Raw genomic sequence first — 23,592 nt, forward strand, 5'->3', positions numbered from 1 at the left:
TAATCAGGATAATAAAAAAGGGTTATATTTGATTCTGGCTAAAAACCCCTTAATGGCTACAAAACTACGTCTTGTTTTTACAATTACCATAGTATTTTTTTCCTTTTACGGGTATTCACAACATAGCTATTGGAAAATAGAAAATAGCCATGCAAGTTTCGAAAAAGGGTTCTCAGAACGTTTTGACATCAAAAGGGGAATCGTTTTTACATTTGAGGAACCCCTTTTTAAGAATGAATTGAAATCGATATCATCGACCAAAAAAAGGTCTAAAATCGTCTACTTTCCAAATGGTGAAGGCGAACTAATGGCGTTCGATGTGATTGAAGCTCCCGTAATGAGTCCTGAATTGGCCGCAAAATTCCCGGAAATCAAATCTTATGTGGGTCGCGGACTCGAAAATGACGGTTCAAAGATCCGTTTCAGTGTGTCCCATAAAGGCATACAGGCCATGATGGTCAATACCGACGACAAGGGCGCTGTGTTTTTACAGAAGGTCGGAAATAATAAATATGCGGTATATAAACGTGAAAATAATACTTTAGAAAGTGCTTTTGTATGCAAAACCGAATCCTTGATCGAAAAGACGATTGGGTCTTTGGCATCAAAACCGGCGGTCGATAGAGCGCTCAGAAAATTTCGACTTGCGGTCGCGGCGTCAGGTGAGTACACCGAATACCATGGCGGATCCATAGTTGATGCCATGGCTGCGATCAATGCTACGGTGACGCGCATAAATCAGGTTTACGAGACGGATCTGGGCATATCGCTCGAGTTGGTCGCGAACAATCAAGATATCATCTATACCGATGCTGCAACCGATCCTTTCGGGGGAAATTTAAATACCGAGATACAAAACACGTTAACAGAAGAGATTGGGCCGGCGAATTATGATATAGGGCATTTATTCCATAAGGGAAGCAATGATGGAAATGCTGGTTTTGTGGGTTCGGTGTGCAGCGACAATAAAAAAGGAAGTGCCTACTCTTCTGGAGTGAACCCGGAGGGCGATATTTTTGACATTGACTATGTGTCGCACGAAATGGGCCATCAATTCGGTGCCAATCATACATGGTCGTTCGAATCGGAAGGCACCGTTGTTCAGGCAGAACCCGGTAGCGGAACCACCATTATGGGTTATGCGGGCATTACCGGAGTAAACAATGTCGCACCTAGCGGTGATGATTATTTTCATTACTACAGTATTGTACAGATTTCGGATTATCTCGAAACACATGGTTGTGGTATGAGTGAAAACCTTGTAAATGTTTCGCCAGAGGCCTCCGATATTGGTGACTTTGTCATTCCGAAGTCTACGGCTTTCGTACTCGAAGGATCTGCAACCGATGCCAATGTGGATGATGTTCTTACTTATACTTGGGAGCAGATCGACAATGGAGTGGTTACCCAGGCAACTTTTGGGCCTACCAATCCCGTCGGGGCCAACTTTCGCTCCCAAAAACCAAGTGATTCGCCCATAAGATATTTCCCTAATCTGAACAGTGTGCTTCAAGGTGAGCTTACCCAGACAACTCCATCGATCAATTCGGCCTGGGAAACCGTTTCGGATGTAGAACGTGATTTTAATTTTGCCTTCACGGTTCGAGATAATGCCTTGGGCGGAGGCCAAGTGGACCACGATCTTGTCAAAGTGTCCGTTGTAAACGGTGCCGGACCGTTCAAAGTGCTATCGCAAGCCGAAAATGAAGTTCTTTCGGCCGGTACGACGCAAGACATAATTTGGGATGTTGCGAACACCGAAAGGGCACCTGTAAGTGCCACTCTTGTCGATATTTTTCTATCAACTGATGGCGGATTGACCTTTCCGACTGTTTTGGCCCAGAACACCCCCAATGATGGAAGTCATCGAGTTGTCTTTCCTGGTGTGGCAACCACTCAGGCAAGAATTATGGTCAAGGCCAGTGACAATATCTTCTATGCGGTCAATGAAAGTGATTTTACCATCGAGGCTTCAGAAATCGTGTTGAACTTTTCAGAATTGGAATATGGGGTCTGCCAACCCGACAATCTTGTCGTTCCATTTAACTACCAGACTTATCTAGGCTTCAATGAAGAGGCCACATTTGGCGTTGTTTCAACCCCTCCTGGATTGAATATTACTTTTTCGCCCGAAACGGCCATCGATACCGATACTCCCGTAGAAATGACAATTTCAGATACGCAGAACCTTGCGGAGGGTAATTATATAATTAGGGTTCTGGCCACGAGCGCCACCAAAACGCAACAGGTTGAGCTAGACTTGAACATCTACGATACCGATTTCACCGATATAACCCTGATTTCTCCCATCGATGGCCTTCAAGATTCATCGACCACCCTCGGTTTAGAATGGCAGGGCGATCCCGCCTATACCTCGTACGATGTTCAAATCGCCACAGACGCTGCATTTACGAACATCATTGATCAAAACAATGTTATCACCAGCACTTATCTGCCCAACAACCTTCAACATGAAACTACCTACTATTGGAGGGTGCGACCAAAAAACGCCTGTGGTGAAGGATCTTTCGGAGCCGCCTTTAGCTTTACGACCATTAGTTTCAGTTGTGAAAGTATATCGCCCGATGGCCTACCACTTGAAATACCTGCCGCTGGTACCCCGACCATTACCTCAAAGGTCGCCTTTTTTGAAGACCTGATCTTGTCGGATGTTAACGTGAATCTCGAAATTGAACATACTTTTTTGTCTGATTTGGTCGTCAGTCTGACTTCGCCTGCAGGTACGACCGTTGTTCTAATATCAAGTTCATGTGGGGAATTAAAGAACATCAACGCCACCTTTGATGATAGTGGCGAGAGTTTTGTATGTGGAGGCGACCCTGCGATAAGCGGAACGGTAAAACCATTGGGGTCGTTAAACGTTTTCAAAGGCGAATCGATTTTAGGGGAGTGGATATTAAAGATTGAAGATACCGCGGCCTCTGATGGCGGAGCACTGGTTGATTTTTCCCTTGAAGTTTGCGTCGAAGGTGAGTTCAGACCTGATGCAGATAAGGATGGGGTTTTCGATGATGGTGATGATATTTGTCTTGGAACTCCTGAAGGAGCCGAGGTAAATTCGGAAGGTTGCGAGATATTTAGGTTTCCATCAAATAATTTCTCCGTGGAACTTACAAGCGAATCGTGTCGAAACCAGAATGATGGCGCAATTGATATTTCGGCGACACTACCTGTTGATTATGCCATAACGATAACAGGTCCGGGTACAGATCTGTCCGATGATTTTACAAGTTCGTTTTCCACCTCGAACTTGTCGGCAGGAACGTATAATGTCTGTATCACCGGTACCGAAGGTGCCAAGCAATATGAACCGAACTGCTTTGAGGTCATCATAACCGAACCTCAGCCGATAGGTGTAAGCTCTAAAACCGATCTGAAAAGCGAACAGATTACTTTAACTCTTGAAGGTGCAGAAATCTTCTATATTGAACTGAACGGGGAATCGATTCAGACCCAGGCAAAAGAAATAACCCTGGGCCTGAAAGACGGATATAATAAATTGAAGGTCTCCACGGCCCAAGTATGCCAAGGCATCTATGAAGAAGAGTTTTTCATTTCAAGCAGGCCGTTGATCTACCCGAACCCGTTTACAGAATACACGAATATCTTTGTGCGTTCAGGTCTCAAAAATATAAAAGTTAGCATTTTTACCGCCGATGGCCGATTGGTGAAAAGCACAGTTTACCAAAATAACGATACTGAAACGGCCCTGAACTTTCAAGGATTGCCTTCAGGTATGTATTATGTTAAATTCGAAGGGCCCGAAATAAAAATGGCCACTAAAGTGATAAAGCAATGAGGATTTTTTCAGTCTTTTTGATAGGACTACTTCTTATTGGTTGTAAAAAGAAGGATCCGCCGAAGCCGCCTGAGAGCGCTCAATTGGTTTTTCCGCAGAGCAATTCGGAATGTACCACCGGTGTAAGCTTGAACGAGACAACGAGTCGGGTAAAATTTCAATGGATGGCCGCTAATTATGCTGAAACCTATGAACTAAGGGTGACGAACCGCAAGACGAACATAGCGCAGACCATCAGCACCCATGGGCTAAGTGCCGAACTACCGTTAGAAAAGGGGGTTCCTTTCTCGTGGTTCGTAAATGCAAGAAACTCAGAGGTTACCCAAGCCACTGCGAGCGAAACTTGGCATTTTTATAATGCAGGATTCGAAACGAGCCACGCGCCCTTTCCTCCTGAAATTTTGTCGCCTAAATCGGCCGAGTCTGTCTTTAAAGACATCAATAATGAAATTACACTTGACTGGCAGGGTGCCGATCTGGATAATGATATTATCGGTTACGATGTACATTTCTCAACCGAGAACCCTCCGCAGACTATAGTTACTACCACCAGTCAGAATATCACTGGCTATAAGGCTACCGTAGTCACAAATACGGTTTACTATTGGAAGATTGTGGCCAAGGACCAAGAGGGTAATACAGCGGATTCAGGAGTTTTCAGCTTTAAGGCATTGTAATCGAACACTACGTATTATTGAAGTCGTTCATGGTATTTTTTACCCCTGACAGAACGAATGATTCTATCAATTCAATTGATTTTTTAAAACGCTCCTGGAGAACCGATTTCTCCTCGGCATTCCATTCCCCAAGTACATGATCGACCTGTCTTCCTTTTGCAAAATCGGAACCCACCCCGAATCGGAAACGGTTGTATACTGTCGTTTGAAGCAAGCATTGAACACTTTTAAGTCCGTTATGGCCGCCATCGCTTCCTTTGGTCTTTAATCTAATGGTGCCAAAAGGAAGGTTGATATCGTCTGTGATCACGAGAAGATTTTCCAGTGGAACTTTCTCTTTGTCCAACCAATACTTTACCGCTTTTCCGCTGAGGTTCATATACGTTGACGGTTTTAGGCAAATGACGGTTCTACCCTTGACTTTAAAACTTCCTATATCGCCCAATCGACCCGGTTCAAAATTGAAACCTTCTTTATCGCCAAGCGCATCCAATATCTTGAACCCGATATTATGGCGGGTTTCGACATACTCATTTCCAATATTTCCAAGGCCTACGACCAAATATTTTTTCATAGGATCGATTTCTTCCCCAATGGTTCTGTTTCCAAAAAAAAGAGATTTCAAAAATTCGAGCATACTTGAATTCAGATTTCCTAAAAATACAAAAGCATCCTGAATGCGCTAAATTGCGAAACAGGATGCTTTTCTATTATCTTGGGAAGGTTATTCCTTGCTTTCCTCTCCTTCGGCGGATTCAGCTGCAGGGGCCTCGGCACCATCGGCCGCCGCTCCTTCTTCCAATTCTTCTTCATCTTCATCCTCATCGACCACAACAGCGGTACGCGCCGTCTTCACCTGCACGACGACGGTATTTTCAGGGTGTAGAATGGTGAAATCGTCGTTCAACAACGATTCCACGGAGATATTATCGCCAATCCTCAACTTGGATATATCGACATCAAAGAAATCGGGTAGTTTGTCAGGTAACGCCTTAATGGCAAGTTTTCGTTTTCTGAACAACAACCGCCCACCGTTGCGCACTCCGGGAGAATTGCCCTGTAGGCGTACCGGTATGTTCATGGTTATCGGTTTGTCGGCGAACAATTGATAAAAGTCGACGTGTAAAATATTATCCGTTACCGGGTGGAACTGAATGTCCTGCATTACCGCATCTACCTTGGTACCACCTTCCAAGTCAATCGCTACCGTGTGAGCGTTTGGGGTGTACACTAAGTTTTTGAACGCCAGTTCGTCCGCTGAAAAGTGTAGTGGCTCTTCCCCTCCGTATATCACGCAAGGAACCTTTCCAGCATTACGTAGGGCCTTCGTTGCCTTCTTGCCCACGCTTTCTCTTTCTGATCCTTTAATTGTAATTGACTTCATTATATGGTTTAAAAATTAATACTCTTTTTTATACAGGTTCGACTACTACATCAAGAATTTAGAAGCTATCGAAGTATTGTGGTGTACCCGGTGCATCACATCTGCGAATAAAGGGGCACAGCTCAATACTTTTACCTTGTCACTATCTTTTTTAGAAGGAATCGAATCGGTTATGATCAACTCCAATAATTTCGATTTCTGAATTCTTTCATATGCTTGGCCCGAAAGCAAGCCATGTGTTGTGATCGCCCTGACACTCAATGCACCCCTTTCCATCATCAGGTCGGCAGCCTTTGTCAAAGTACCGGCAGTATCGACCATGTCGTCGACAAGAACCACATTCTTTCCATTGACATCACCGATGAGTTCCATGTGAGAAATAACGTTGGCCTTCGCCCGCTGCTTATAACAGATCACCACATCGGACTCCAATGCCTTTGAATAGGCATACGCCCTTTTTGAACCGCCCATATCAGGCGATGCGATCGTCAGGTTTTCGAGATTGAGTTTCTTCAGGTATGGAAGAAACAGGGTAGAGGCAAAAAGATGGTCAACAGGCTTTTCAAAAAACCCTTGTATTTGATCCGCATGCAGATCCATGGTAATGATTCGCGTTGCCCCGGCCGCCTCTAACATTTTTGCCACCAATTTGGCCGCAATTGGAACCCTTGGTTTATCCTTACGGTCTTGTCGCGCCCAACCGAAATATGGGATCACAGCGGCTATATGTCTTGCCGAAGCACGTTTGGCCGCATCAAGCATCAACAACATTTCCATGAGGTTTTCTGAACTCGGATTTGTGGAACCGATTATAAAGACCCTCGCGCCTCGCACCGATTCTTCGAAAGATGGCTGAAATTCACCATCGCTATATTTCGAGAAGATAACTTTGCCCAACTCGGTACCGTACGCTTCGGCTATTTTTTCTGCCAGTACCGTACTTTGCGTACAGGCGAAAATTTTTGGTTCTGGTACGGTATAAGACATGGTTAACCTGTTGTTCTCTAGTTTATTGCAAACCCTTTTTGCCAGGGAGGTGCAAATTTATAAATTAATTTGTGTTGCTAAAGGAATAATGTGGTTATTTTCGATGGTGAAAAGAAAATATTTTTTAGTTTTGCAATCCCATTTTGGTTTTGCTCGAGTGGCGGAACTGGTAGACGCGCTGGATTCAAAATCCAGTTCCTTTGGAGTGTGGGTTCGATTCCCACCTCGAGTACAAAAAAACCTCATTAGCCTTAACTAATGAGGTTTTGTATTTTAATTTTCTTTCAATCTTAAATTAAAGAGATTCTATAAAAGTAGAGATTCAGTATTTTTCGACTTCAATTCGCGCCAAGATTAAATATTTCGCCACAGTTATATATCGACATCTTCAACATCGATGTTCTTATGAAATATCAAATCTTGTTCCTCCATGGCCACAACGACCAGTTTTACATAATCTTCCACCGTTTTTTCGATATCGTCGGGGTCCATTATATCGATACTACCACGCCAGATCAATGAACGATCCTTACCTTCACAAATACAATAAAGCGATGTCTCCGCATGGTAAACGGTATATCGTTCATAGTATTCTTGATCATAATAGATGTCTTGATGCCGCCTATAATCTTCCTTGAATCCGTCATTATAGTTGTTCAGACCCGCCATGGTCTTGCGAAAAGACTGCCGACTCTCCGAACCGACGATCTTGGTAAGCAGAATCGCGTCAAAATCCTTATCGAGAAGGCTGCGTTCCACATCGTCTAGTTCTTTTTCGGTTCGTTTCGAATTGGTAAATCGTACGTCGAAAAGATCGATGCTACGCATCGATTCTATATCTCTTTCATCGAATTCGGCTTTTAACCGAGTTTCGAAATCGATTCGCGCATTCTCGTTTTGTGTCATTCCGACCAACAAAACTTTAGAGGCGTCAAAAATAACGATATCAGGATTTTTCCAGTTCTCGACAAGTTCGGCCGAAGAACAACCCATTAAGATCAGGATTGGTAAAACGTGTAATTTTTTCATGATATCGCTATTTAGTTCAGCAATCTTTTTTGTTTATCTTTCTTCATCAATCGGCTTATCACTTTGAAAAGGGCGACCTTCAAATTTCTGTAGTCGACCATATAGCGTTCTATCTTGTCGGTCAGTTCCCAATGTGTCTCCAAATAGGCCTTTTCCATTTTAAGCTCATCGACGTCGTTGACCATTATTTCGAGCAGGTTTTCGTGCGACTGTACTCTCTTCATCAACGTAATGACCTCGCTTTCCGCCTTTGATATTCTGTCAATAATCTTTTGGCTTTTATTGAATACCTCACTATCTATTAGTTGTAACGTATATGATTTTACCAAGTCGTTTAGAAAGAGTTGTTCATCTTTGATGAAACTCAATTCAGACATCCATTTTTTACTGGCCCCATGCATTTCTTCGGCACTTAGCCATTCTATATAGCGGTATTTTTGTTTTTTAATTTCCATGATTTCCTGATATTTTTTGTCATTTATAAGTACGGCAATCAACACGTGTATCCACAATGAGCAATAGCAACTTCTTTAATCAAAAAAAAGTGCCGATCACGAAAAAGAAGAAAACAACCGACATCGGTTTGTTGGGTCAAGCAACTTCGATTTTTCTTTTGGCCTTTCGTTCACCTGCTTCTTTTTTCATAAGCTGCAGTTTAAGGATGCCGTTTTCGTAAGTGGCCCTAACCTCTTGCGAATCGTCTACCGTTTTGGGTAGTTGTAGTGCACGCCTGAAAGAGCGATAGTTGAATTCTTTTCGGGTATAGTCATCATCGTTTTCCTTTTTTTCGGCTTTCTTTTCGGCCGCCACCTCTAGAATGTCATCCTTTAAAGTAATCTCGAAATCTTTTTTGTCAAACCCTGGCGAAGCCAGTTCGATTTCAAAATCATCTTCGTGCTCTTTAATGTTCATAGCCGGCAAGGATTTCTCAAGGTTGAAGAAATCGCCGTCGAAATTGGCGTTGCGTTCGAAAAAATCGGTAAGGCCGTAATTCCATGGCCATCTGTTGTTAAATTTTACAAGTGACATAGTGTTCGATTTTAGGAGTTAAACCTTATTTACATTTAGGCTCAATTTATAACGATATATAAGGATCTGAAATGATTTTGGTCAGGTTTGGCCCTTTTATTTTTTTAAGCCCCGGGCTTTCTTTTTTTTAATATGCCCCCTGCATAATTGAAAATTTCTCCTTTTAGGTTTTGGAACCCCTCTACATATTCTACGACTTTCGCTCTGAGTATATTGTGCTTTTCATAAAAAACGAGGTCGCAGGTTTCGTTCTTGCACTCCATCATTCCGCCCAAATTGTTTTCATGTTCCGAAATTTGCCAGGTCACTTCGGTTTTTTTGCTTTTTGCGATTTTCAACCGCTGTTTATAGTCTTGCAATCTTTCGAACAGATTAGGTGTATCGGGTTCAAAGGCATAAGAATTCAACAAACGATCAATGAACAGAATTTCGTCTCTAACAAGTTCTAGGGTCGATTTCCAATGTCGGGTATTTCTAAGAAGTTCATCTATTTTTCTAGCCTGTTCGGTATCAGTAAAGGGTACGGTCTCGTTCATGGCAATGGCATTTCTTATAAATATACATTGCCCTTAAAGTTTGTGAAATGATTCTGGTCAGTATAACCCACGGGTTAGGTCGATATGGGAATTTCAATTAACTCGTACAATTCTGGAATATGCACTTGCCATCCCATTGTGTCCTTGATTTTGACACCAAATGCATCTAAGGCCAAAGGTTCGCCATGTATCAAAAATACCTTTTCGGGATAGTTCTTTATCTCGCCCAACCAGTCTAAAAGTTCAAATTGGTCGGCATGGGCCGATAAGCTCTCCAAGTGCTCGATTTTGGCCTTTACCGAAATATATTTTCCGAACAGCTTGATTTCATGGGCGCCTTCCAATAATTGTCTTCCCCTTGTGCCCTCTGCTTGATAGCCTACCAACAAAACGGTTGTTGTAGGAATATCGATCAATTGTTTCAGATAGGTCAATACCCGACCTCCGGTAACCATGCCGCTTCCAGCGATCACAACTTTGGGCCTTGGGTCGTCTATCGTCTTCCAGGTATCCTTGTAGGAGGTGATGATATTGAAATGTGAACACATTGCGATGCACTCTTCATGTGCCAATTTGTGCCAATCGGGATGGTTTTCAAAAACGGAAAGCACGTTGTTCCCCATCGGACTATCAACGAACAATGCAATATTGGGGATGCGGTTTTTTTTGTATAGTTTCCACAAGGTGTACATCAACGATTGTAGCCGTTCTACGGCAAATGAAGGAATGATCAAACTGCCTCTTTGCCGTATGGTATCTTCGATAAGGTCGACCAATATTCCCTCTACATCTTCCTTTGGGTGCAGTTTATTGCCATAGGTACTCTCCAAAAAAAGATAATCTGCCCATCTAGGTCGTTCGGGCGGGGAGAGCAATGGGTCTTTTTTTCTGCCCACATCTCCTGAAAACACGAACCGTTTTCCAAAGATTTCCAATTCGATAAATGTGGCTCCGAGGATATGGCCATTATAGCGAAACCGAAACTTGATGTTTTCCGAGATATTTATCCAGACATCTTTTTCTTTAGGTACAAACAGGGCGATGGCATGTTCGGCTTCCTCTACCGTATAAAAAGGCAGCGCGGGATTATGCTTACTGTAACCTTCCATATTGGCTCGCTCGGCCTCTTCTTCATGAATTTTTGCGCTATCCCTTAAAATGACCGATGTAATCGATAATGTGGGCGGGGTACCGATAATCTTACCTTTAAAACCTGTTTTGACCAACCTTGGCAAGTAACCAGTATGGTCCAAATGCCCATGGGTCAGCAGTACCAAATCGATTTTTTTCGCGTCGATTGGCAACGGCTTCCAATTCATTTTTCGCAGTTCTTTGAGACCTTGGAACATTCCACAATCGACCAGAATGTTTTGTTCCGGGGTTTCCAAAAAGAATTTAGAACCGGTTACAGTGCCCGAAGCACCAAGAAAATGGATTTTTACTTTGTCCATAGATTAACGCAAGGGGTGCTTATTGTTCGCAGAGCATGCCAATCTCTTTAAGAATTTTTTCTTTTCTGGTTTCCGAAATACCGAGATGGTCCAAAAAGAATCGATCTTCGCTGATTTGTCTACATAGAACGATATCCCTGCTCAACAGAAATTGTTTTTCACGGTTTGTCAGAAGATGCGAAACGGTAATCGGGTAGAGTCTCAATCGGTCGATTCGATCCTTTAATCCATTTTGTTTGGGGTAGTCCCAACTTAACAGATCTAATGCGACACATTTGCCATATGCAATTGCATCTTGGGTAAAACGGGTATTTGTGACGACAACGCCCGGGTTCATTGTTTTTGGGCCATTGTTGCGTTCTTCCCATTTTTTCCTTACATCCTCATATCTGGAATTAATGTACAATGGTACTTTTACATTACAGTTGCGCCCTTCTTCACCGTGAAACTTGCATTCGATAATACTTATGTTTCCATTCTTTTCGGCAAAAACATCGATTTCGTGAAATACGCAGATACCCGGCATTATTTTGCCAACCTCAGTTTTATAACCAGAATATTCTAAAATTGCAGCCACGAACTTTTCAAATGGAAAACCTGTCGGCCCCAGTTCATAAATGGCTTTTTTCAATTTGTACCTGGAAGCCAATACCGATTTCTTGTTCTTTAAAAGTGCAAAGGCACGGTTATAGATCTCTTTTGTCGAAATGCCTTGATAGAGTTCATCGCGAACCGTATCGACGATCTGTTGTGCCAACTTTTCGTCAGCCCCGCTATGTCGTAGTGAAGTACGCAATTTTTCTATGGAGAACCGGGCTTTTTCTCCTGAAGATTTTAAGACTTCAATGGTCTTTTCTTTCAATGCAATCAGGTATTTACTTTGTAAAAATCCCTTACCAATGCTTTGATCTGGTTATCGGTCATGCTGTCCGCCTTGGCTACTGTTTTGAGCTTGCTGGCCAAAAGTAGATGGTTCTTGACCAATTCGGCCTTGAACTTTTCGGCCGTGTCAGCAGGACCGAATAGCGCAAGTTCATCGGTATGCTCCACCATTTCGGCCAAACTGCGGAAATACTCCCGAAATTGGTGCTTTTCACGCTCCAGATATTTACTGTCTTGAACTACGTCTTGTGGCCCCCATTTGGTCTTGGACCTTGAACCTCCTTTTGGGTTATAGGTCTCCACGTTGGAATAAAAAGTGTGCATTTTTTCGGCTCCGTTGGTCAAGACAACGATATGCGCTTTCTCCTTGTCCATCCAAATTCCAGTTTTTTTCATTTTGTATAACGTGATGATCAACACATCAATATTAAAATCAATCGCTGCGATTCGGTATGACGAAGGTCAGTTGGTATACGGAATCACCAGAAATGGTATTTTATTGTCAAAACCTACGCGCTTGATTACAGGTTCCCGGGTCATTCGGTCCAAAAAACTATGTTCGTAATTGACCATGGCCAACATATCGATGTCAAGTTCGTCCAAAAAAGTATCGATGGCGGTCGCCTTGCTTTTGAATAGGGGCATCCAATGAAATGAATGTTCAAAGGGCAAAAGATATTCCAAAAGAACACTTTTATTCATCATTTGGTGCTTGTTCAAAACCTCTTCTTCATTGATATGCATGACCCGTATTTTAGACTTGTGCCTTTTTGCTATGAAGAGTAGCGGCCGCAGAAGACCCGCATCGTATGGTTGCTGATAATCGGTTACGAATGCGATTTCGTTCGGCGATGCAAAATTTATCGCTTTGGGTATCGTCAAAACGGCACATTGTTTGATCTTACTTGTTACATCAAGTGCATTGCTGCCCATAAAAATGGCCTCGATCTCGGTACGCCCGCTATTGCCCATTATTATCAAGTCGATTTTTTCGTGTTCTACGATTTTGGAGATTTCATCGACAAGGTTCCCTCGTTTTGAGATGGTTTTGAAGGTATGCTCCGAATTCGCTTCATCAAGTCTTATACGGTGGCAGAAATTTCGCAGACCTTCAATTGATTCGTCTTCCAATTGTTCCGAAAGCTCTTTTCCTACGTTTTTGGCCTGTAAAGGGGTAAAGCCGTTATATACGTTCAGAATATGAAAAGTGCAGGGCTTACCTTGCATCAACCTTGCTGCATGAAAAAGGGCATTGTACGAGTTATGCGAAAAATCTACCGGTACGAGAATATGTTTCATGTGTAATTTTTATTGTTTTTCAATGGGTCACATGTAACCTTTGATGATTAAACTAATTATTGCCATGTATATTTAAAGACTATTTTAGTCATGTCGGTTTCATTTGCTCCTTTTTATCGATGGGGGATCACCATAAAGGGAATGGTAACATGGAATCCTATTTTTTTGATGATGGGTTCTATGAACAATCGTTCGAAAAAGGTATGTTTATTCTGAACCATGGCCAAGAGGTCCACTGGTTTATTTAGTTGGAAACTATTTATTGCCTCGATGACCCCTTGACTTGGCAAATCGTGCGACCGATGTGCTACTTTCGAAAATATGGACTCCAGTTTTTTTTGGTTTCTCATTTGGTCTTCCGTTAGTTCATACCCTGTGGAAGCATGAATGACCTCAATGCTGCCTCCATTGATCTCGGCGATGTCTAAAAGTTGTTGCAACTGTTGTTTTTTAAAATCGACCTCATAGTCCGTTGGAAACAAAATTTCCCTGATTGGTTCATACTCAAACCCAGAGGGTATGGCCATGACCGGGCAGGTCGCTTTTTTTATCACGTGCACCGTGTGTGTGCCGAACAGTATTTCTTTTGCACCTGTGGCGCCCTGTGTACCCATAATGACCAAATCGGCATTTTCGTTTTCAATGGTCTCCAAGACCTCGTCCAATAGAATATTGAAAGCAGAATGGAGCATATAGGTATGCATCGGATTTTCGAATTCATCTTCGATCTTCTCTTTTACCTGTTGCAGATTTTCCAATGAATTTTCCTGATAGATATCGCCCAACCCGATTTGCGCCGGACTGTGCAAGATATATTCCGATTGATACACGGCCGGGGTATAGGTATTCAACAGATAAAAAGTGGTCTCTATGTCCTTAAACAATTTTGCCGCATATCGAACGGCATTGTAGGCATTATCTGAAAAGTCGGTGGGAAGGATGATTTTTTTCATTTGTCAAACTATAGTTTATCGTGTCACGTTCTGCAGCACCAAAAAAGGTATTTTAACATGTAACCCTATAATGTCGATGGTAGATCGGTGAAGGATGTCTTCCATGTAAGAATGTCTCGAATTCACGATGACGAGCATATCGATACTCTTGTGAACGATATATTTCGTTATTGCGATCGTTTTGTCCTTTTCATCGGTAGTCTCAAAGACCAAATTAGGTTTTTGAAGGCAGTTGGCTAAAAATTGTTTATTGTCCTCTTGTCTATGTGATAGATTTTGCAAGGGATCGATGTACAAAAGATGTATGGTGGATCTGAAAGAACCCGTCATCTCACATAGCAATTTTAATTCGCGGCGCTTATAGGGCAACATATAGTTCGTGGGGAAAAGCACTTCTCTCGGAGCATGATATTCATAACCTTCGGGAATGGCCATGACCGGACAATGTACATATTTAAGCACGTGCAGTGTATTGCTTCCAAACGTAATGGTTCTATCGTTGGTCTTTCCGCGGGTGCCCATCACCACAATGTCCATATTTTCTTCAACGACCATATCGTTCACCGCGTCGGTCAATGAACCAAAGGCAGAAAATGTTTTATAGGTGTGTTTCGGGTTTGGCGAATAGAGCTTAACGGCCAGCAGTATTTTTTCCAATTGTTTCTCGGAGTTTCGGAAAATAGCCTTTTTCGACTCGTCGAAAGAACCGCGGTCTTTTGTTCCGTTTAGATGATACACTTCATCTGCATAAGCGTGCACAATGAAAAACTCGCTCTTTTCATATTTAAAAACCTGACATGCATATTTCAATGCATTGAACGCGTTCTCTGAAAAATCGGTCGGTATTAAAACCTTTCTCATAGTGTTATCCTTTTATCGGGATATTCCAAAGTTACCTTCATTACCTTTTCAATACCATGATATATATCAGTCTTAAAGAGTAAGAAACTAATTTCAATGACAAGAATGCCCATCCACAATAAGGTCATTCTTTACAAAAAGATTCATTATTTTTAAAAGATTCAGAAATCCTAATCCAAGTTATGTAAACCCGACCAAATGAAAACTACTTTGACCATCTTTGCATTTGCATTATATTCTTTTGCAATTACTGCCCAAACGAATTCGATAAAAGCTTCCCCTCCACTTTCTGAAGCATCACCCCAAGAGGTTGGAATGTCACCAGAACGCCTTGGTAAAATCGATGGTATGTTACAGGAAGCTGTGGATCAAAACAAGATTCCCGGTGTGGTCGCATTGATTGCCAGAAACGGTAAAATTGTTTTCCATAACGCGTATGGCAACGCGAATGAAAAAGGTGAAAAACTGGCCAAAAATTCCATTTTCAGAATCGCCAGCCAAACCAAGGCCATTACTTCGACCGCCGTCATGATGCTTTGGGAAGAGGGAAAATTCAGGCTCGACGACCCCATTTCAAAATATATTCCCGAATTCGACGAAGCACAGGTCTTGGACACCTTCAACGAAACCGATTCTACTTATACCACCAAACCTGCCGATAATCAAATTACCATCCGCCATTTGATTACACATACTTCCGGATTGGGGTATGGGGTCATTGATGGTGACGAACGCTTTAAAAAGATTTATGCCAAGGCGGGCATCACCGACTTGTTTACTGCCGAGAACATCTCGATCGAATCAAGTGTCAAGAAGCTGGCAAAACTACCTTTACATCACAATCCCGGCGAAAAATTTACCTATAGCGAAGGGCTGGATGTTCTGGGATATTTTATTGAGGTCGTTTCTGGATTGCCTTTTGACCAATTTTTGAGAAAGCGGATCTTTGACCCATTGGGAATGCACGACACCTGGTTCTATCTTCCCGAGGAAAAACATGACCGCCTAGTGGCCGTTCAGCACCAAATCGATGGAAAATGGAAAAACTATCCCGTTACTTTTTATGATACGGATTATCCTAAAAAAGGGGCGCAACGTTTTTTTTCCGGCGGAGCCGGCCTCTCAAGTACGGCAAATGATTATGCCACTTTCTTACAGATGTACTTGAACAATGGCGAACTCAACGGGGTGCGTATTTTAAGCAGGACTACTGTACAAAGCATTATGGGCGACCAAACAGGTGACATGTTCGGCGAGGGCAAGGAGCATTACGGACTTGCATTCGGGGTCGTGAGCAAAAAGGGCCAAGATGCCGGTGGTCAAGGCAGTGAAGGCACCTTTGATTGGGGCGGTTATTTCAATACCCAATACTTTGCGGATCCCAAGGAAAACGTTATCGGCGTTCTTATGAAACAGACCCAGGGCAAGGTCGATGATCAAACCGGTTGGAAGTTTCGACAAATGGTTTTTGCCGCTATTGATGACTAGAGACTTTTTATACTGCCCAAATAATTTTTGACCTTTGGCGTTAAAACTTTATGATTCTCTAAAAACACCGTTAAACCTATCAAAGATGAACAAATATCTCACACTTACCGTTTTGTTTATATCTACTGTGGCCTTTGCCCAAAAAATGAAAATCAAAGAAGGTGATTTCGATTTCCTAAAAGGCCAAAAAGAAATCAATGTAGAGTTCGTTTATGACAATATGGCCCTGTTCAAGAAAAATATATCAGAAGCGCAATATATACAGGAACATTCGGCCGAACTGGAAAAAAAATCAAAAGGAAAAGGAAAAGTCTGGGAGAAAAAATGGGCGTCGGCCAAAGAACTTATCTGGCAACCCAAATTCTTGGAGCTAATGAACCGATATTTTTACGACGACCATGGCATCGGCTTTGAAGAGGGGCTAAACGATGCGCAATATACCCTTGTAGTCGAAACCGTATGGCTATTCCCCGGGTGGGATGCCGGGGTCATGAAACAACCCGCCAAAGTAACTACCCATCTGAAATTCGTTGAAACGTCGAATCGAGAAAATGTATTGGCCAAGGTTACCAGTGAAAATGCACCCGGCGATCAATGGGGCAGTAGTTTTAGCGATGAAGACCGATTGGGTGAAGGTTATGCCAAGACCGGCAAATCGTTTGCAAAATTGATACTAAAAAAAGCTTTTAGATAAAACCCCTAATTCTTTCCTTCTTTTTCAAGCTCCGCGATACGGGCAACCGTCTTGACCAAGCGATGGTGGTTTTTGACAAAAGGGTTGGTTTTATCCCAAACATAGCCTGCCAAAACCGCACAGATCTGCGCCTTGATAACCGGGTTATCGTTACTGTCGAAAAAGATGGTCTGTAAATTGCCCGTATACCACTCTTTTACATAGGTGGAGAAAACATTTACGCCTTCTTTCATATGATGCACATAATCGGTTTCCCAATCCACTTTTTTACCCTTGAGTTGACGCGCGATCAATTTTGAGGCCTGTAGGGCCGATTCGGTAGCAAAGGTTACCCCAGAAGAAAATACGGGATCGAGAAACTCCGCACTATTACCGGTCAAAACAAAACCCTCGCCATGGAGCTTAGTGACCGATTTAGAAAAATTCTTGATCATCTTAGGCTCGAACTCGTATTCCAGACCCTCAAAACGATCGTGGTAATACTTCGAAAGCCGCATCATTTCCCGCAATTTTTGAGTATTGTCCCCTGCGAAAGATTCAAGATAGTCCGTCGGACCCACATAACCAATGCTGGTATGGCCATTGGAAAATGGAATGACCCATAGCCATGTTTCAAGACTAACGATATCGAAGGTGATAATGGTGCCTTCACGGCCCTTCGGCCGTTTCAAATCTTTGACATGAGTAAAAATAGAAGAATGCTTGGGTATGTCGGAAGGCTTATCAAGATCCAAAAGCCTAGGCAAGACCCTTCCATAACCACTGGAATCAACAATAAACCTGGCCGATATTGTTGAAAGGTTTCCTTCGATGTCTTTTACGGTAGTGACAGAATTGCTCCCATCAAATTCAACAGCGACCACTTCATGTTCAAATGCAATATCCACTCCCCATTCAATCAGGGTATCGGTCAGGGTCTTGTCGAAATCGGCTCGCGGTACCTGCCATGTCCAGTCCCATCCCTCCGTATATTTTTTACTAAAATCAAAATTACAGATCTTGTCACCGCGCATGAATCGAGCTCCTGCCTTGACCTCGAAATGCTGCGCCTTAAGAGCATCCAATAGGCCTACTTCCTCAAAATGATCCATACATCTCGGCAACAGGCTCTCGCCGATCACGAACCGTGGAAATTTGCTCTTTTCGACAACTTTTATGTTCAGGCCCTGACGATACAGATATGCCGCAGAAACCGCTCCCGAAGGGCCCGCACCAATAATCAGTACATCGACATTTTCATTCTTCATTTCGTTTGATTTTCAAAATAATCGGATAGCTTTGGCTACCTAATGGCGCCAAGTTGCGCATGCCGCCTATGTGTTTGGCTCAATTACAGAGTAAAAATAAGGTATTCCTTCCCCATTTATTATAAATTTGCATGTCAAAATCCCTATTTTTACCCCCCGTTTACAGAAATTATTTCGATAGAACCGACCACAAATGCCAAAAATTAAAGGAAAGTTAGGAATTGAGGAATTTTACAGTATAATTTTTGATGGCGAACCTATTTCGATTGATGACGAGGTCATGGCCACGGCACGGAAGAGTTTCGCGTTTTTAAAAGAATTCGCCAGAAATAAAGTCATCTATGGTGTGAATACGGGTTTCGGTCCAATGGCCCAATATAAGATCAAAGACTCAGAAACCGTACAACTGCAGTATAATCTTATACGCAGTCATGCCTCGGGTACCGGCAACCCGATACCCCCAAAATATGTCAAAGCCGCTATGTTGGCTCGACTGAATACCTTGAGCCTTGGCAATTCAGGGGTACATACTTCGGTCATCGAGACCATGACCACTTTGATCAACAAAGATATTATTCCCCTAATCTATGAACACGGTGGCGTAGGTGCTAGTGGAGACCTCGTACAATTGGCCCATTTGGCCCTTGTGCTGATAGGTGAGGGCGAAGTTTTCTATGGGGGAGAAAGGAAACCGACCCAAGAGGTATTCGAAAAAGAAAACATCAACCCCATTCATGTGGAATTGCGCGAAGGCCTTGGGCTCATAAATGGCACCTCGGTAATGACCGGGATCGGTATCGTGAACACCATCTACACCAGAAGATTGTTGGAATGGATGATCGCCTGCTCATCGGCCATCAATGAAATAATGGAAGCCTACGACGACCACCTCTCAGAAGCTCTAAACTTGACCAAAAAGCACAAGGGGCAACGCGAAATCGCACGTTCTATGCGCAGTCATTTAAAAGATAGTACGTTGACCCGCAAGCGCGAACACCATTTATATACCGATACCAACGGCGGGGTGCATGTATTTGAAGAAAAAGTACAGGAGTATTATTCCATTCGGTGCGTTCCTCAAATTCTTGGACCGATCTTGGATACTTTGAACGATGTTGAACGCATACTCATCGAGGAAGTAAATTCGGCCAACGACAACCCCATTGTCGATGTCGAAAAGAAAAATGTCTATCATGGAGGAAATTTCCATGGCGACTATGTTTCCCTCGAAATGGATAAGCTGAAAATCGTCGTAACCAAGATGAGTATGTTGGCCGAAAGACAACTGAACTACCTTCTAAATTCAAAATTGAACGACATACTTCCCCCCTTTGTGAACCTTGGTACACTGGGCCTGAATTTCGGTATGCAGGGCGTGCAGTTCACCGCCACTTCCACTACCGCCGAAAATCAGATGTTGAGCAACCCCATGTATGTACACAGCATTCCCAATAACAATGACAACCAAGACATAGTTAGCATGGGTACCAATGCCGCCTTGATTACCAAAAAGGTTATCGAAAACGCTTTTGAGGTCATGGCAATTGAAATGATAACGGTCGTACAGGCCATCGAATTCCTTCAATTTCAAGATAAGGTCTCTTCAAAGACCAGAAATATGTACGATGCCGTTCGTAAAATAGTTCCCCCGTTCAAAGAGGATCAGGTTATGTATCCTTTTGTCAATGAAGTCAAGAACTATATTATTAACCATCAAAATAAAAAATGACCATGAAAAATATTTCTTTGTTACTAGTGTTTTCTTTTGTTCTATTACAGACCGCTGCCCAAGAATTGGCCTTGGTAGTTGATGATGGCAAGGTTGCCTATATCGATACCTCAGGCAAGCAGGTAATACAGACCGATTTCAAAAAAGCGGCCAGTTTTTCGAACGGACTCGCAGCGGCCCAAGAAGAAAAAAAATGGGGGTTTATAGATTCTTCGGGCAAATGGGCCATCGAACCCCAGTACGATAGGGTAAATGCCTTTGATTCAGGCTTGGCCCTGGTCTCCAAGGATGACCAATGGAGCTATATCAAGACTTCTGGCGAAGTATTGACATTGGCAGAATCACCGGATAAATATTATGATTTCAACGATGGCGTTGCATTGTATCGAAAAGGCGAAAAAATAGGACTTCTTGGTACCGATGGAAAGTTGATTCTCGAACCTACCTATAAAACGATCAAAAATTTTTGGGACGGTCATGCCAAAATCAGCAACGGGGAACTCTGGGGATTGATAAACGCAAAAGGTGAAATCGTAATCCCGGCTGAATATGAAGAGGTGGGAACCTACAATAAAAATGGCATTTGGGGAAGAAAGGGCAACGATTATGGTGTTTTTATCAATTGGAAGTTTACCCCGGTTCCCGATGCGACCAAAATTTGGGATTTCAAGCACACCTCTGATCTGACCTATGCTCAAAAAGGCGAAAAAATTGGCTTCATAAACAATCAGGGCCAGTGGGTAATCGAGGCCTCTTTTGACAAGGCCCGTGCTTTCTCAAACGGATTCGCTCCCGTAATGAAGGATAAAAAATGGGGTTATATCGATGAAAAAGGTGCGCAAATTGTCGATTTTCAATATAAGGATGCCGAAACTTTTTCATCCGATGGCCTGGCTCCCGTAAAAGAAAAGTTATGGGGCTTTGTCGATACTACAGGTAAATTGGTCATCCCCATGGAATATGATATTTCCGTTGGATTTTCCTTCTTTCAAAAAAATGCCGAAAAAGGTTTTATTAACGGACTTGCCCGGGTAAAGACCAAAAAGGGTTGGGGGTATATCAATACAAAAGGTGAAGTTTTGGGTGATAAGTGGTACAAGAATGCCGAACTTTTCACAGACGTTAAATAGTTCATGCCATTATAGATTCAATGAACGAAGAAAAAGCCGAAAAAATTAAATATGCCTTGGTAACAGGTGGATCTAGGGGCATTGGTCGTGCTATCTGTGTGCAACTGGCCAACGACCTCGATTATCGAATACTTATCAATTATAATGGCAATAAAAAAGCCGCAGAAGAAACTTTGGAACAAGTTGAGGCGGCAGGCGGTATGGGCGAGATCATACAGTTCAATGTTACAGAGGCCGCGAATGTTAAATCTGCTATCGAGACTTGGCATGAAACCCATAAGAATGCCGTTATCGAAGTTATTATAAACAATGCGGGCATTACGAAAGACGGACTTTTCATGTGGATGCCCCAAGAAGATTGGGCATCGGTCATCGACACCAGCCTCAACGGGTTCTACAATGTGACGAACGCCCTGATTCAAAAATTGCTGGTCAACAAGTATGGAAGGATTATTAACATGGTATCCGTTTCAGGATTGAAAGGTACACCGGGCCAGACCAATTATTCTGCGGCCAAAGGTGCCGTCATCGGCGCGACAAAGGCACTCGCCCAAGAAGTTGCCAAGAGAAACGTTACTGTAAATGCGGTCGCTCCCGGGTTCATCAAAACGGATATGACCGAAGAACTGAACGAGCAAGAATTGAAAAAAATGATTCCGGCAAATCGTTTTGGTTCGGCCGAAGAGGTTGCTCACGTAGTATCTTTTTTGGCATCGTCAAAATCTTCCTATATTACCGGCGAGGTCATCAATATCAACGGTGGCATTTATTCTTGAAACTTTAGTATCTTAGGTATAGCTGCAAAACCCAAGAAGGAACTATGAATCGAGTCGTAATTACGGGCATGGGTATTTATTCATGTATCGGCAAAAATCTTGACGAGGTCAAAACCTCACTTTACGAAGGAAAATCGGGTATCGTGCATGATCCGGAAAGAGCTGGTTTCGGCTTTCGTTCGCCCTTGACCGGTATGGTCGAAGACCCCGATTTGAAATCGATGCTATCGAGAAGACAGCGCATAAGCTTGGGCCAAGAAGGCGGTTATGCATATGTTGCGACGATCGAAGCCCTACAAAATGCCCATATCGACCAAGCTTTTTTAGATGCCCATGATGTCGGCATTCTATACGGTAACGATAGTACCGCCAAATCTACGATGGAAGCCGTGGATACAATGAGAGAGAAAGGTGACACCACCCTTGTTGGCTCAGGGGCCATTTTCAAGGCCATGAATTCGACGGTCACCATGAACCTCTCGACCATTTTCAAATTAAAGGGTATCAATCTGACCGTTAGTGCCGCATGCGCTAGTGGATCGCACTCCATCGGCCTTGCCTATCACCTTATCAAAAGCGGGTTGCAAGAATGCATCATTGCCGGTGGTGCGCAAGAAATAAATCCTGTAGCCATGGGTAGCTTTGACGGCCTTGGAGTCTTTGCAACGAACATTGAAAATCCTGAAAAAGCTTCAAGACCCTTTGATAAAAACCGAAACGGACTCGTGCCAAGTGGTGGTGCGGCAACCTTGATCATGGAAAGCTACGAATCTGCGGCAGAACGAGGTGCGCCCATTCTTGCCGAAGTTGTTGGATATGGTTTCTCTTCGAACGGTGATCATATTTCGACACCAAATGTCGAAGGACCGGCCAGGGCGATGAAGCTTGCCTTGAAAGATGCAGATCTGCCCCCTTCGGCAATCGATTATGTAAATGCCCATGCCACATCTACCCCGGTCGGCGATGCCAACGAGGCCAAGGCTATTTTTGAGGTTTTTGGAGAAAAAAATCCCTATGTGAGTTCCACGAAATCCATGACCGGCCATGAATGCTGGATGGCGGGAGCCAGTGAGATAATTTACTCCATTTTGATGATGCAGAATTCCTTTATCGCGCCCAATATCAATTTGGAAAATACAGATGAGCACTCCTCAAAATTAAACCTGGTGAACAAAACCCTAAATAAAAAAATTGACGTATTTTTGTCCAATTCATTCGGGTTTGGAGGAACAAACTCTGCTTTGATTTTAAAAAAATTGAATTTGCCCTGAGTTTAATCCACATGTTGATTTTTGGTGATTGCCGCCAATAAATTAACCTAAAATTTGTTATAGAAAAGATTTAACACGTTCGAAAGAAGCGAAAAAAAGGAAGATGACGAAAGAAGTTATTATCGAAAAAGTAGATGCTTTCCTAATCGACGAGTTCGAGGTCGAAGAAGAAGCATTGGTGCCCGAGGCCAATCTAAAAGATGCTCTTGACCTTGACAGCCTTGACTTCGTCGATTTGGTAGTTGCGGTCGAAAGCAGTTTTGGGGTAAAATTAGTCGGCGAAGACTTCGTTAACGTAAATACACTTCAAAATTTCTACGATCTTATCGAAAGAAAAGTCTCCTGATCA

The 23,592-nt window shown here is 42.9% G+C and carries 23 protein-coding genes and 1 tRNA gene; 10 read left to right on the forward strand and 14 right to left on the reverse strand.

Features of this window, described 5'->3' with window-relative positions; translation table 11 throughout:
- Nucleotides 1-52: 52 nt before the first annotated feature.
- Together ACEZ3G_RS04430 and ACEZ3G_RS04435 are read left to right on the forward strand one after the other, a co-directional pair.
- Nucleotides 53-3,820, forward strand: a complete 3,768-nt coding sequence (locus ACEZ3G_RS04430) for a reprolysin-like metallopeptidase (RefSeq protein WP_432424236.1) — start codon at nucleotides 53-55, stop codon at nucleotides 3,818-3,820.
- Entirely contained in the window at nucleotides 3,817-4,497 is a 681-nt protein-coding gene (locus ACEZ3G_RS04435) for a hypothetical protein (RefSeq protein ID WP_432424237.1), read from the forward strand. The genes ACEZ3G_RS04430 and ACEZ3G_RS04435 overlap by 4 nt, the downstream gene beginning before the upstream one ends.
- Before the next feature lie 7 nt (nucleotides 4,498-4,504).
- Here ACEZ3G_RS04435 and pth read toward each other — a convergent pair whose 3' ends face one another.
- From pth to ACEZ3G_RS04450, 3 genes are all read right to left on the reverse strand, one after another.
- Entirely contained in the window at nucleotides 4,505-5,134 is a 630-nt protein-coding gene (gene pth / locus ACEZ3G_RS04440; protein ID WP_432424238.1) for an aminoacyl-tRNA hydrolase, read from the reverse strand.
- Between the two features lie 87 nt (nucleotides 5,135-5,221).
- On the reverse strand, nucleotides 5,222-5,881 hold the full coding sequence (locus tag ACEZ3G_RS04445; protein ID WP_432424239.1) for a 50S ribosomal protein L25/general stress protein Ctc: 660 nt from the start codon (nucleotides 5,879-5,881) through the stop codon (nucleotides 5,222-5,224).
- A gap of 45 nt (nucleotides 5,882-5,926) precedes the next feature.
- Complete coding sequence (locus tag ACEZ3G_RS04450; protein WP_432424240.1) at nucleotides 5,927-6,868, reverse strand: ribose-phosphate pyrophosphokinase; 942 nt, start codon at nucleotides 6,866-6,868, stop codon at nucleotides 5,927-5,929.
- 151 nt (nucleotides 6,869-7,019) lie between these two features.
- Here ACEZ3G_RS04450 and ACEZ3G_RS04455 point away from each other — a divergent pair.
- Nucleotides 7,020-7,100 (forward strand) — tRNA-Leu (locus tag ACEZ3G_RS04455).
- 140 nt (nucleotides 7,101-7,240) lie between these two features.
- Here the strand turns inward: ACEZ3G_RS04455 and ACEZ3G_RS04460 are convergent.
- The 10 genes from ACEZ3G_RS04460 to ACEZ3G_RS04505 form a co-directional block, all read right to left on the reverse strand.
- Nucleotides 7,241-7,897, reverse strand: a complete 657-nt coding sequence (locus tag ACEZ3G_RS04460; protein WP_432424241.1) for a hypothetical protein — start codon at nucleotides 7,895-7,897, stop codon at nucleotides 7,241-7,243.
- A gap of 11 nt (nucleotides 7,898-7,908) precedes the next feature.
- Nucleotides 7,909-8,352, reverse strand: coding sequence for a hypothetical protein (locus tag ACEZ3G_RS04465; RefSeq protein WP_432424242.1), 444 nt, complete (start codon nucleotides 8,350-8,352; stop codon nucleotides 7,909-7,911).
- Between the two features lie 136 nt (nucleotides 8,353-8,488).
- Nucleotides 8,489-8,926 carry an Hsp20/alpha crystallin family protein gene (locus ACEZ3G_RS04470; protein ID WP_432424243.1) on the reverse strand — a complete coding sequence of 146 codons (438 nt, stop codon included), beginning with the start codon at nucleotides 8,924-8,926 and terminating at the stop codon, nucleotides 8,489-8,491.
- Nucleotides 8,927-9,030: 104 nt separating this feature from the next.
- On the reverse strand, nucleotides 9,031-9,462 hold the full coding sequence (locus tag ACEZ3G_RS04475) for a hypothetical protein (protein ID WP_432424244.1): 432 nt from the start codon (nucleotides 9,460-9,462) through the stop codon (nucleotides 9,031-9,033).
- A 74-nt stretch (nucleotides 9,463-9,536) separates the two neighbouring features.
- The gene (locus tag ACEZ3G_RS04480) at nucleotides 9,537-10,913 is read right to left on the reverse strand and encodes an MBL fold metallo-hydrolase RNA specificity domain-containing protein (RefSeq protein ID WP_432424245.1); all 1,377 of its coding nucleotides are present in this window, start codon (nucleotides 10,911-10,913) and stop codon (nucleotides 9,537-9,539) included.
- A gap of 19 nt (nucleotides 10,914-10,932) precedes the next feature.
- On the reverse strand, nucleotides 10,933-11,775 hold the full coding sequence (locus ACEZ3G_RS04485; RefSeq protein WP_432424246.1) for an ATP cone domain-containing protein: 843 nt from the start codon (nucleotides 11,773-11,775) through the stop codon (nucleotides 10,933-10,935).
- A gap of 5 nt (nucleotides 11,776-11,780) precedes the next feature.
- A complete protein-coding gene (locus tag ACEZ3G_RS04490; RefSeq protein WP_432424247.1) occupies nucleotides 11,781-12,170 on the reverse strand; it encodes a hypothetical protein in 390 nt (129 codons plus the stop codon).
- Nucleotides 12,171-12,257: 87 nt separating this feature from the next.
- Entirely contained in the window at nucleotides 12,258-13,094 is an 837-nt protein-coding gene (locus tag ACEZ3G_RS04495) for a universal stress protein (RefSeq protein WP_432424248.1), read from the reverse strand.
- A gap of 113 nt (nucleotides 13,095-13,207) precedes the next feature.
- Entirely contained in the window at nucleotides 13,208-14,047 is an 840-nt protein-coding gene (locus tag ACEZ3G_RS04500; RefSeq protein ID WP_432424249.1) for a universal stress protein, read from the reverse strand.
- A gap of 15 nt (nucleotides 14,048-14,062) precedes the next feature.
- Nucleotides 14,063-14,908 (reverse strand): universal stress protein, encoded by an 846-nt coding sequence (locus tag ACEZ3G_RS04505; RefSeq protein WP_432424250.1) that lies wholly within the window; start codon nucleotides 14,906-14,908, stop codon nucleotides 14,063-14,065.
- A 198-nt stretch (nucleotides 14,909-15,106) separates the two neighbouring features.
- Between ACEZ3G_RS04505 and ACEZ3G_RS04510 the strand changes: the two genes are divergently transcribed.
- Nucleotides 15,107-16,396, forward strand: a complete 1,290-nt coding sequence (locus tag ACEZ3G_RS04510; RefSeq protein WP_432424251.1) for a serine hydrolase domain-containing protein — start codon at nucleotides 15,107-15,109, stop codon at nucleotides 16,394-16,396.
- Between the two features lie 85 nt (nucleotides 16,397-16,481).
- Nucleotides 16,482-17,090, forward strand: a complete 609-nt coding sequence (locus ACEZ3G_RS04515) for a hypothetical protein (protein ID WP_432424252.1) — start codon at nucleotides 16,482-16,484, stop codon at nucleotides 17,088-17,090.
- Nucleotides 17,091-17,095: 5 nt separating this feature from the next.
- On the opposite strand, the gene ACEZ3G_RS04520 is transcribed toward ACEZ3G_RS04515, so the two are convergent.
- On the reverse strand, nucleotides 17,096-18,337 hold the full coding sequence (locus tag ACEZ3G_RS04520; protein ID WP_432424253.1) for an NAD(P)/FAD-dependent oxidoreductase: 1,242 nt from the start codon (nucleotides 18,335-18,337) through the stop codon (nucleotides 17,096-17,098).
- Nucleotides 18,338-18,530: 193 nt separating this feature from the next.
- Here ACEZ3G_RS04520 and ACEZ3G_RS04525 point away from each other — a divergent pair, with 193 nt between their 5' ends.
- The 5 genes from ACEZ3G_RS04525 to ACEZ3G_RS04545 all read left to right on the forward strand — a co-directional run bounded on the left by ACEZ3G_RS04525 (nucleotide 18,531) and on the right by ACEZ3G_RS04545 (nucleotide 23,589).
- Nucleotides 18,531-20,066: an HAL/PAL/TAL family ammonia-lyase gene (locus ACEZ3G_RS04525; RefSeq protein ID WP_432424254.1), complete on the forward strand. Its 1,536-nt coding sequence runs from the start codon at nucleotides 18,531-18,533 to the stop codon at nucleotides 20,064-20,066.
- Between the two features lie 2 nt (nucleotides 20,067-20,068).
- Nucleotides 20,069-21,196, forward strand: coding sequence for a WG repeat-containing protein (locus ACEZ3G_RS04530; protein WP_432424255.1), 1,128 nt, complete (start codon nucleotides 20,069-20,071; stop codon nucleotides 21,194-21,196).
- Nucleotides 21,197-21,240: 44 nt separating this feature from the next.
- Nucleotides 21,241-21,972, forward strand: a complete 732-nt coding sequence (gene fabG / locus ACEZ3G_RS04535) for a 3-oxoacyl-ACP reductase FabG (protein WP_432425146.1) — start codon at nucleotides 21,241-21,243, stop codon at nucleotides 21,970-21,972.
- Nucleotides 21,973-22,016: 44 nt separating this feature from the next.
- Nucleotides 22,017-23,243, forward strand: a complete 1,227-nt coding sequence (locus ACEZ3G_RS04540) for a beta-ketoacyl-[acyl-carrier-protein] synthase family protein (RefSeq protein WP_432424256.1) — start codon at nucleotides 22,017-22,019, stop codon at nucleotides 23,241-23,243.
- A gap of 103 nt (nucleotides 23,244-23,346) precedes the next feature.
- The gene (locus ACEZ3G_RS04545) at nucleotides 23,347-23,589 is read left to right on the forward strand and encodes a phosphopantetheine-binding protein (RefSeq protein WP_432424257.1); all 243 of its coding nucleotides are present in this window, start codon (nucleotides 23,347-23,349) and stop codon (nucleotides 23,587-23,589) included.
- The last annotated feature ends 3 nt before the right edge of the window (nucleotides 23,590-23,592 follow it).

It is taken from the genome of Meishania litoralis, assembly GCF_042611095.1.
GTDB classification, from domain to species: Bacteria; Bacteroidota; Bacteroidia; order Flavobacteriales; family Flavobacteriaceae; genus Meishania; species Meishania litoralis.

What these genes read in the sequence shown, in the direction of transcription:
- ACEZ3G_RS04430 (WP_432424236.1), top strand. Translation starts at nt 53, where the DNA reads ATGGCTACAAAACTACGTCTTGTTTTTACAATTACCATAGTATTTTTT.
- ACEZ3G_RS04435 (WP_432424237.1), top strand. Translation starts at nt 3,817, where the DNA reads ATGAGGATTTTTTCAGTCTTTTTGATAGGACTACTTCTTATTGGTTGT.
- pth (WP_432424238.1), bottom strand. Translation starts at nt 5,134, where the DNA reads ATGCTCGAATTTTTGAAATCTCTTTTTTTTGGAAACAGAACCATTGGG.
- ACEZ3G_RS04445 (WP_432424239.1), bottom strand. Translation starts at nt 5,881, where the DNA reads ATGAAGTCAATTACAATTAAAGGATCAGAAAGAGAAAGCGTGGGCAAG.
- ACEZ3G_RS04450 (WP_432424240.1), bottom strand. Translation starts at nt 6,868, where the DNA reads ATGTCTTATACCGTACCAGAACCAAAAATTTTCGCCTGTACGCAAAGT.
- ACEZ3G_RS04460 (WP_432424241.1), bottom strand. Translation starts at nt 7,897, where the DNA reads ATGAAAAAATTACACGTTTTACCAATCCTGATCTTAATGGGTTGTTCT.
- ACEZ3G_RS04465 (WP_432424242.1), bottom strand. Translation starts at nt 8,352, where the DNA reads ATGGAAATTAAAAAACAAAAATACCGCTATATAGAATGGCTAAGTGCC.
- ACEZ3G_RS04470 (WP_432424243.1), bottom strand. Translation starts at nt 8,926, where the DNA reads ATGTCACTTGTAAAATTTAACAACAGATGGCCATGGAATTACGGCCTT.
- ACEZ3G_RS04475 (WP_432424244.1), bottom strand. Translation starts at nt 9,462, where the DNA reads ATGAACGAGACCGTACCCTTTACTGATACCGAACAGGCTAGAAAAATA.
- ACEZ3G_RS04480 (WP_432424245.1), bottom strand. Translation starts at nt 10,913, where the DNA reads ATGGACAAAGTAAAAATCCATTTTCTTGGTGCTTCGGGCACTGTAACC.
- ACEZ3G_RS04490 (WP_432424247.1), bottom strand. Translation starts at nt 12,170, where the DNA reads ATGGACAAGGAGAAAGCGCATATCGTTGTCTTGACCAACGGAGCCGAA.
- ACEZ3G_RS04495 (WP_432424248.1), bottom strand. Translation starts at nt 13,094, where the DNA reads ATGAAACATATTCTCGTACCGGTAGATTTTTCGCATAACTCGTACAAT.
- ACEZ3G_RS04500 (WP_432424249.1), bottom strand. Translation starts at nt 14,047, where the DNA reads ATGAAAAAAATCATCCTTCCCACCGACTTTTCAGATAATGCCTACAAT.
- ACEZ3G_RS04505 (WP_432424250.1), bottom strand. Translation starts at nt 14,908, where the DNA reads ATGAGAAAGGTTTTAATACCGACCGATTTTTCAGAGAACGCGTTCAAT.
- ACEZ3G_RS04510 (WP_432424251.1), top strand. Translation starts at nt 15,107, where the DNA reads ATGAAAACTACTTTGACCATCTTTGCATTTGCATTATATTCTTTTGCA.
- ACEZ3G_RS04515 (WP_432424252.1), top strand. Translation starts at nt 16,482, where the DNA reads ATGAACAAATATCTCACACTTACCGTTTTGTTTATATCTACTGTGGCC.
- ACEZ3G_RS04520 (WP_432424253.1), bottom strand. Translation starts at nt 18,337, where the DNA reads ATGAAGAATGAAAATGTCGATGTACTGATTATTGGTGCGGGCCCTTCG.
- ACEZ3G_RS04525 (WP_432424254.1), top strand. Translation starts at nt 18,531, where the DNA reads ATGCCAAAAATTAAAGGAAAGTTAGGAATTGAGGAATTTTACAGTATA.
- ACEZ3G_RS04530 (WP_432424255.1), top strand. Translation starts at nt 20,069, where the DNA reads ATGAAAAATATTTCTTTGTTACTAGTGTTTTCTTTTGTTCTATTACAG.
- ACEZ3G_RS04540 (WP_432424256.1), top strand. Translation starts at nt 22,017, where the DNA reads ATGAATCGAGTCGTAATTACGGGCATGGGTATTTATTCATGTATCGGC.
- ACEZ3G_RS04545 (WP_432424257.1), top strand. Translation starts at nt 23,347, where the DNA reads ATGACGAAAGAAGTTATTATCGAAAAAGTAGATGCTTTCCTAATCGAC.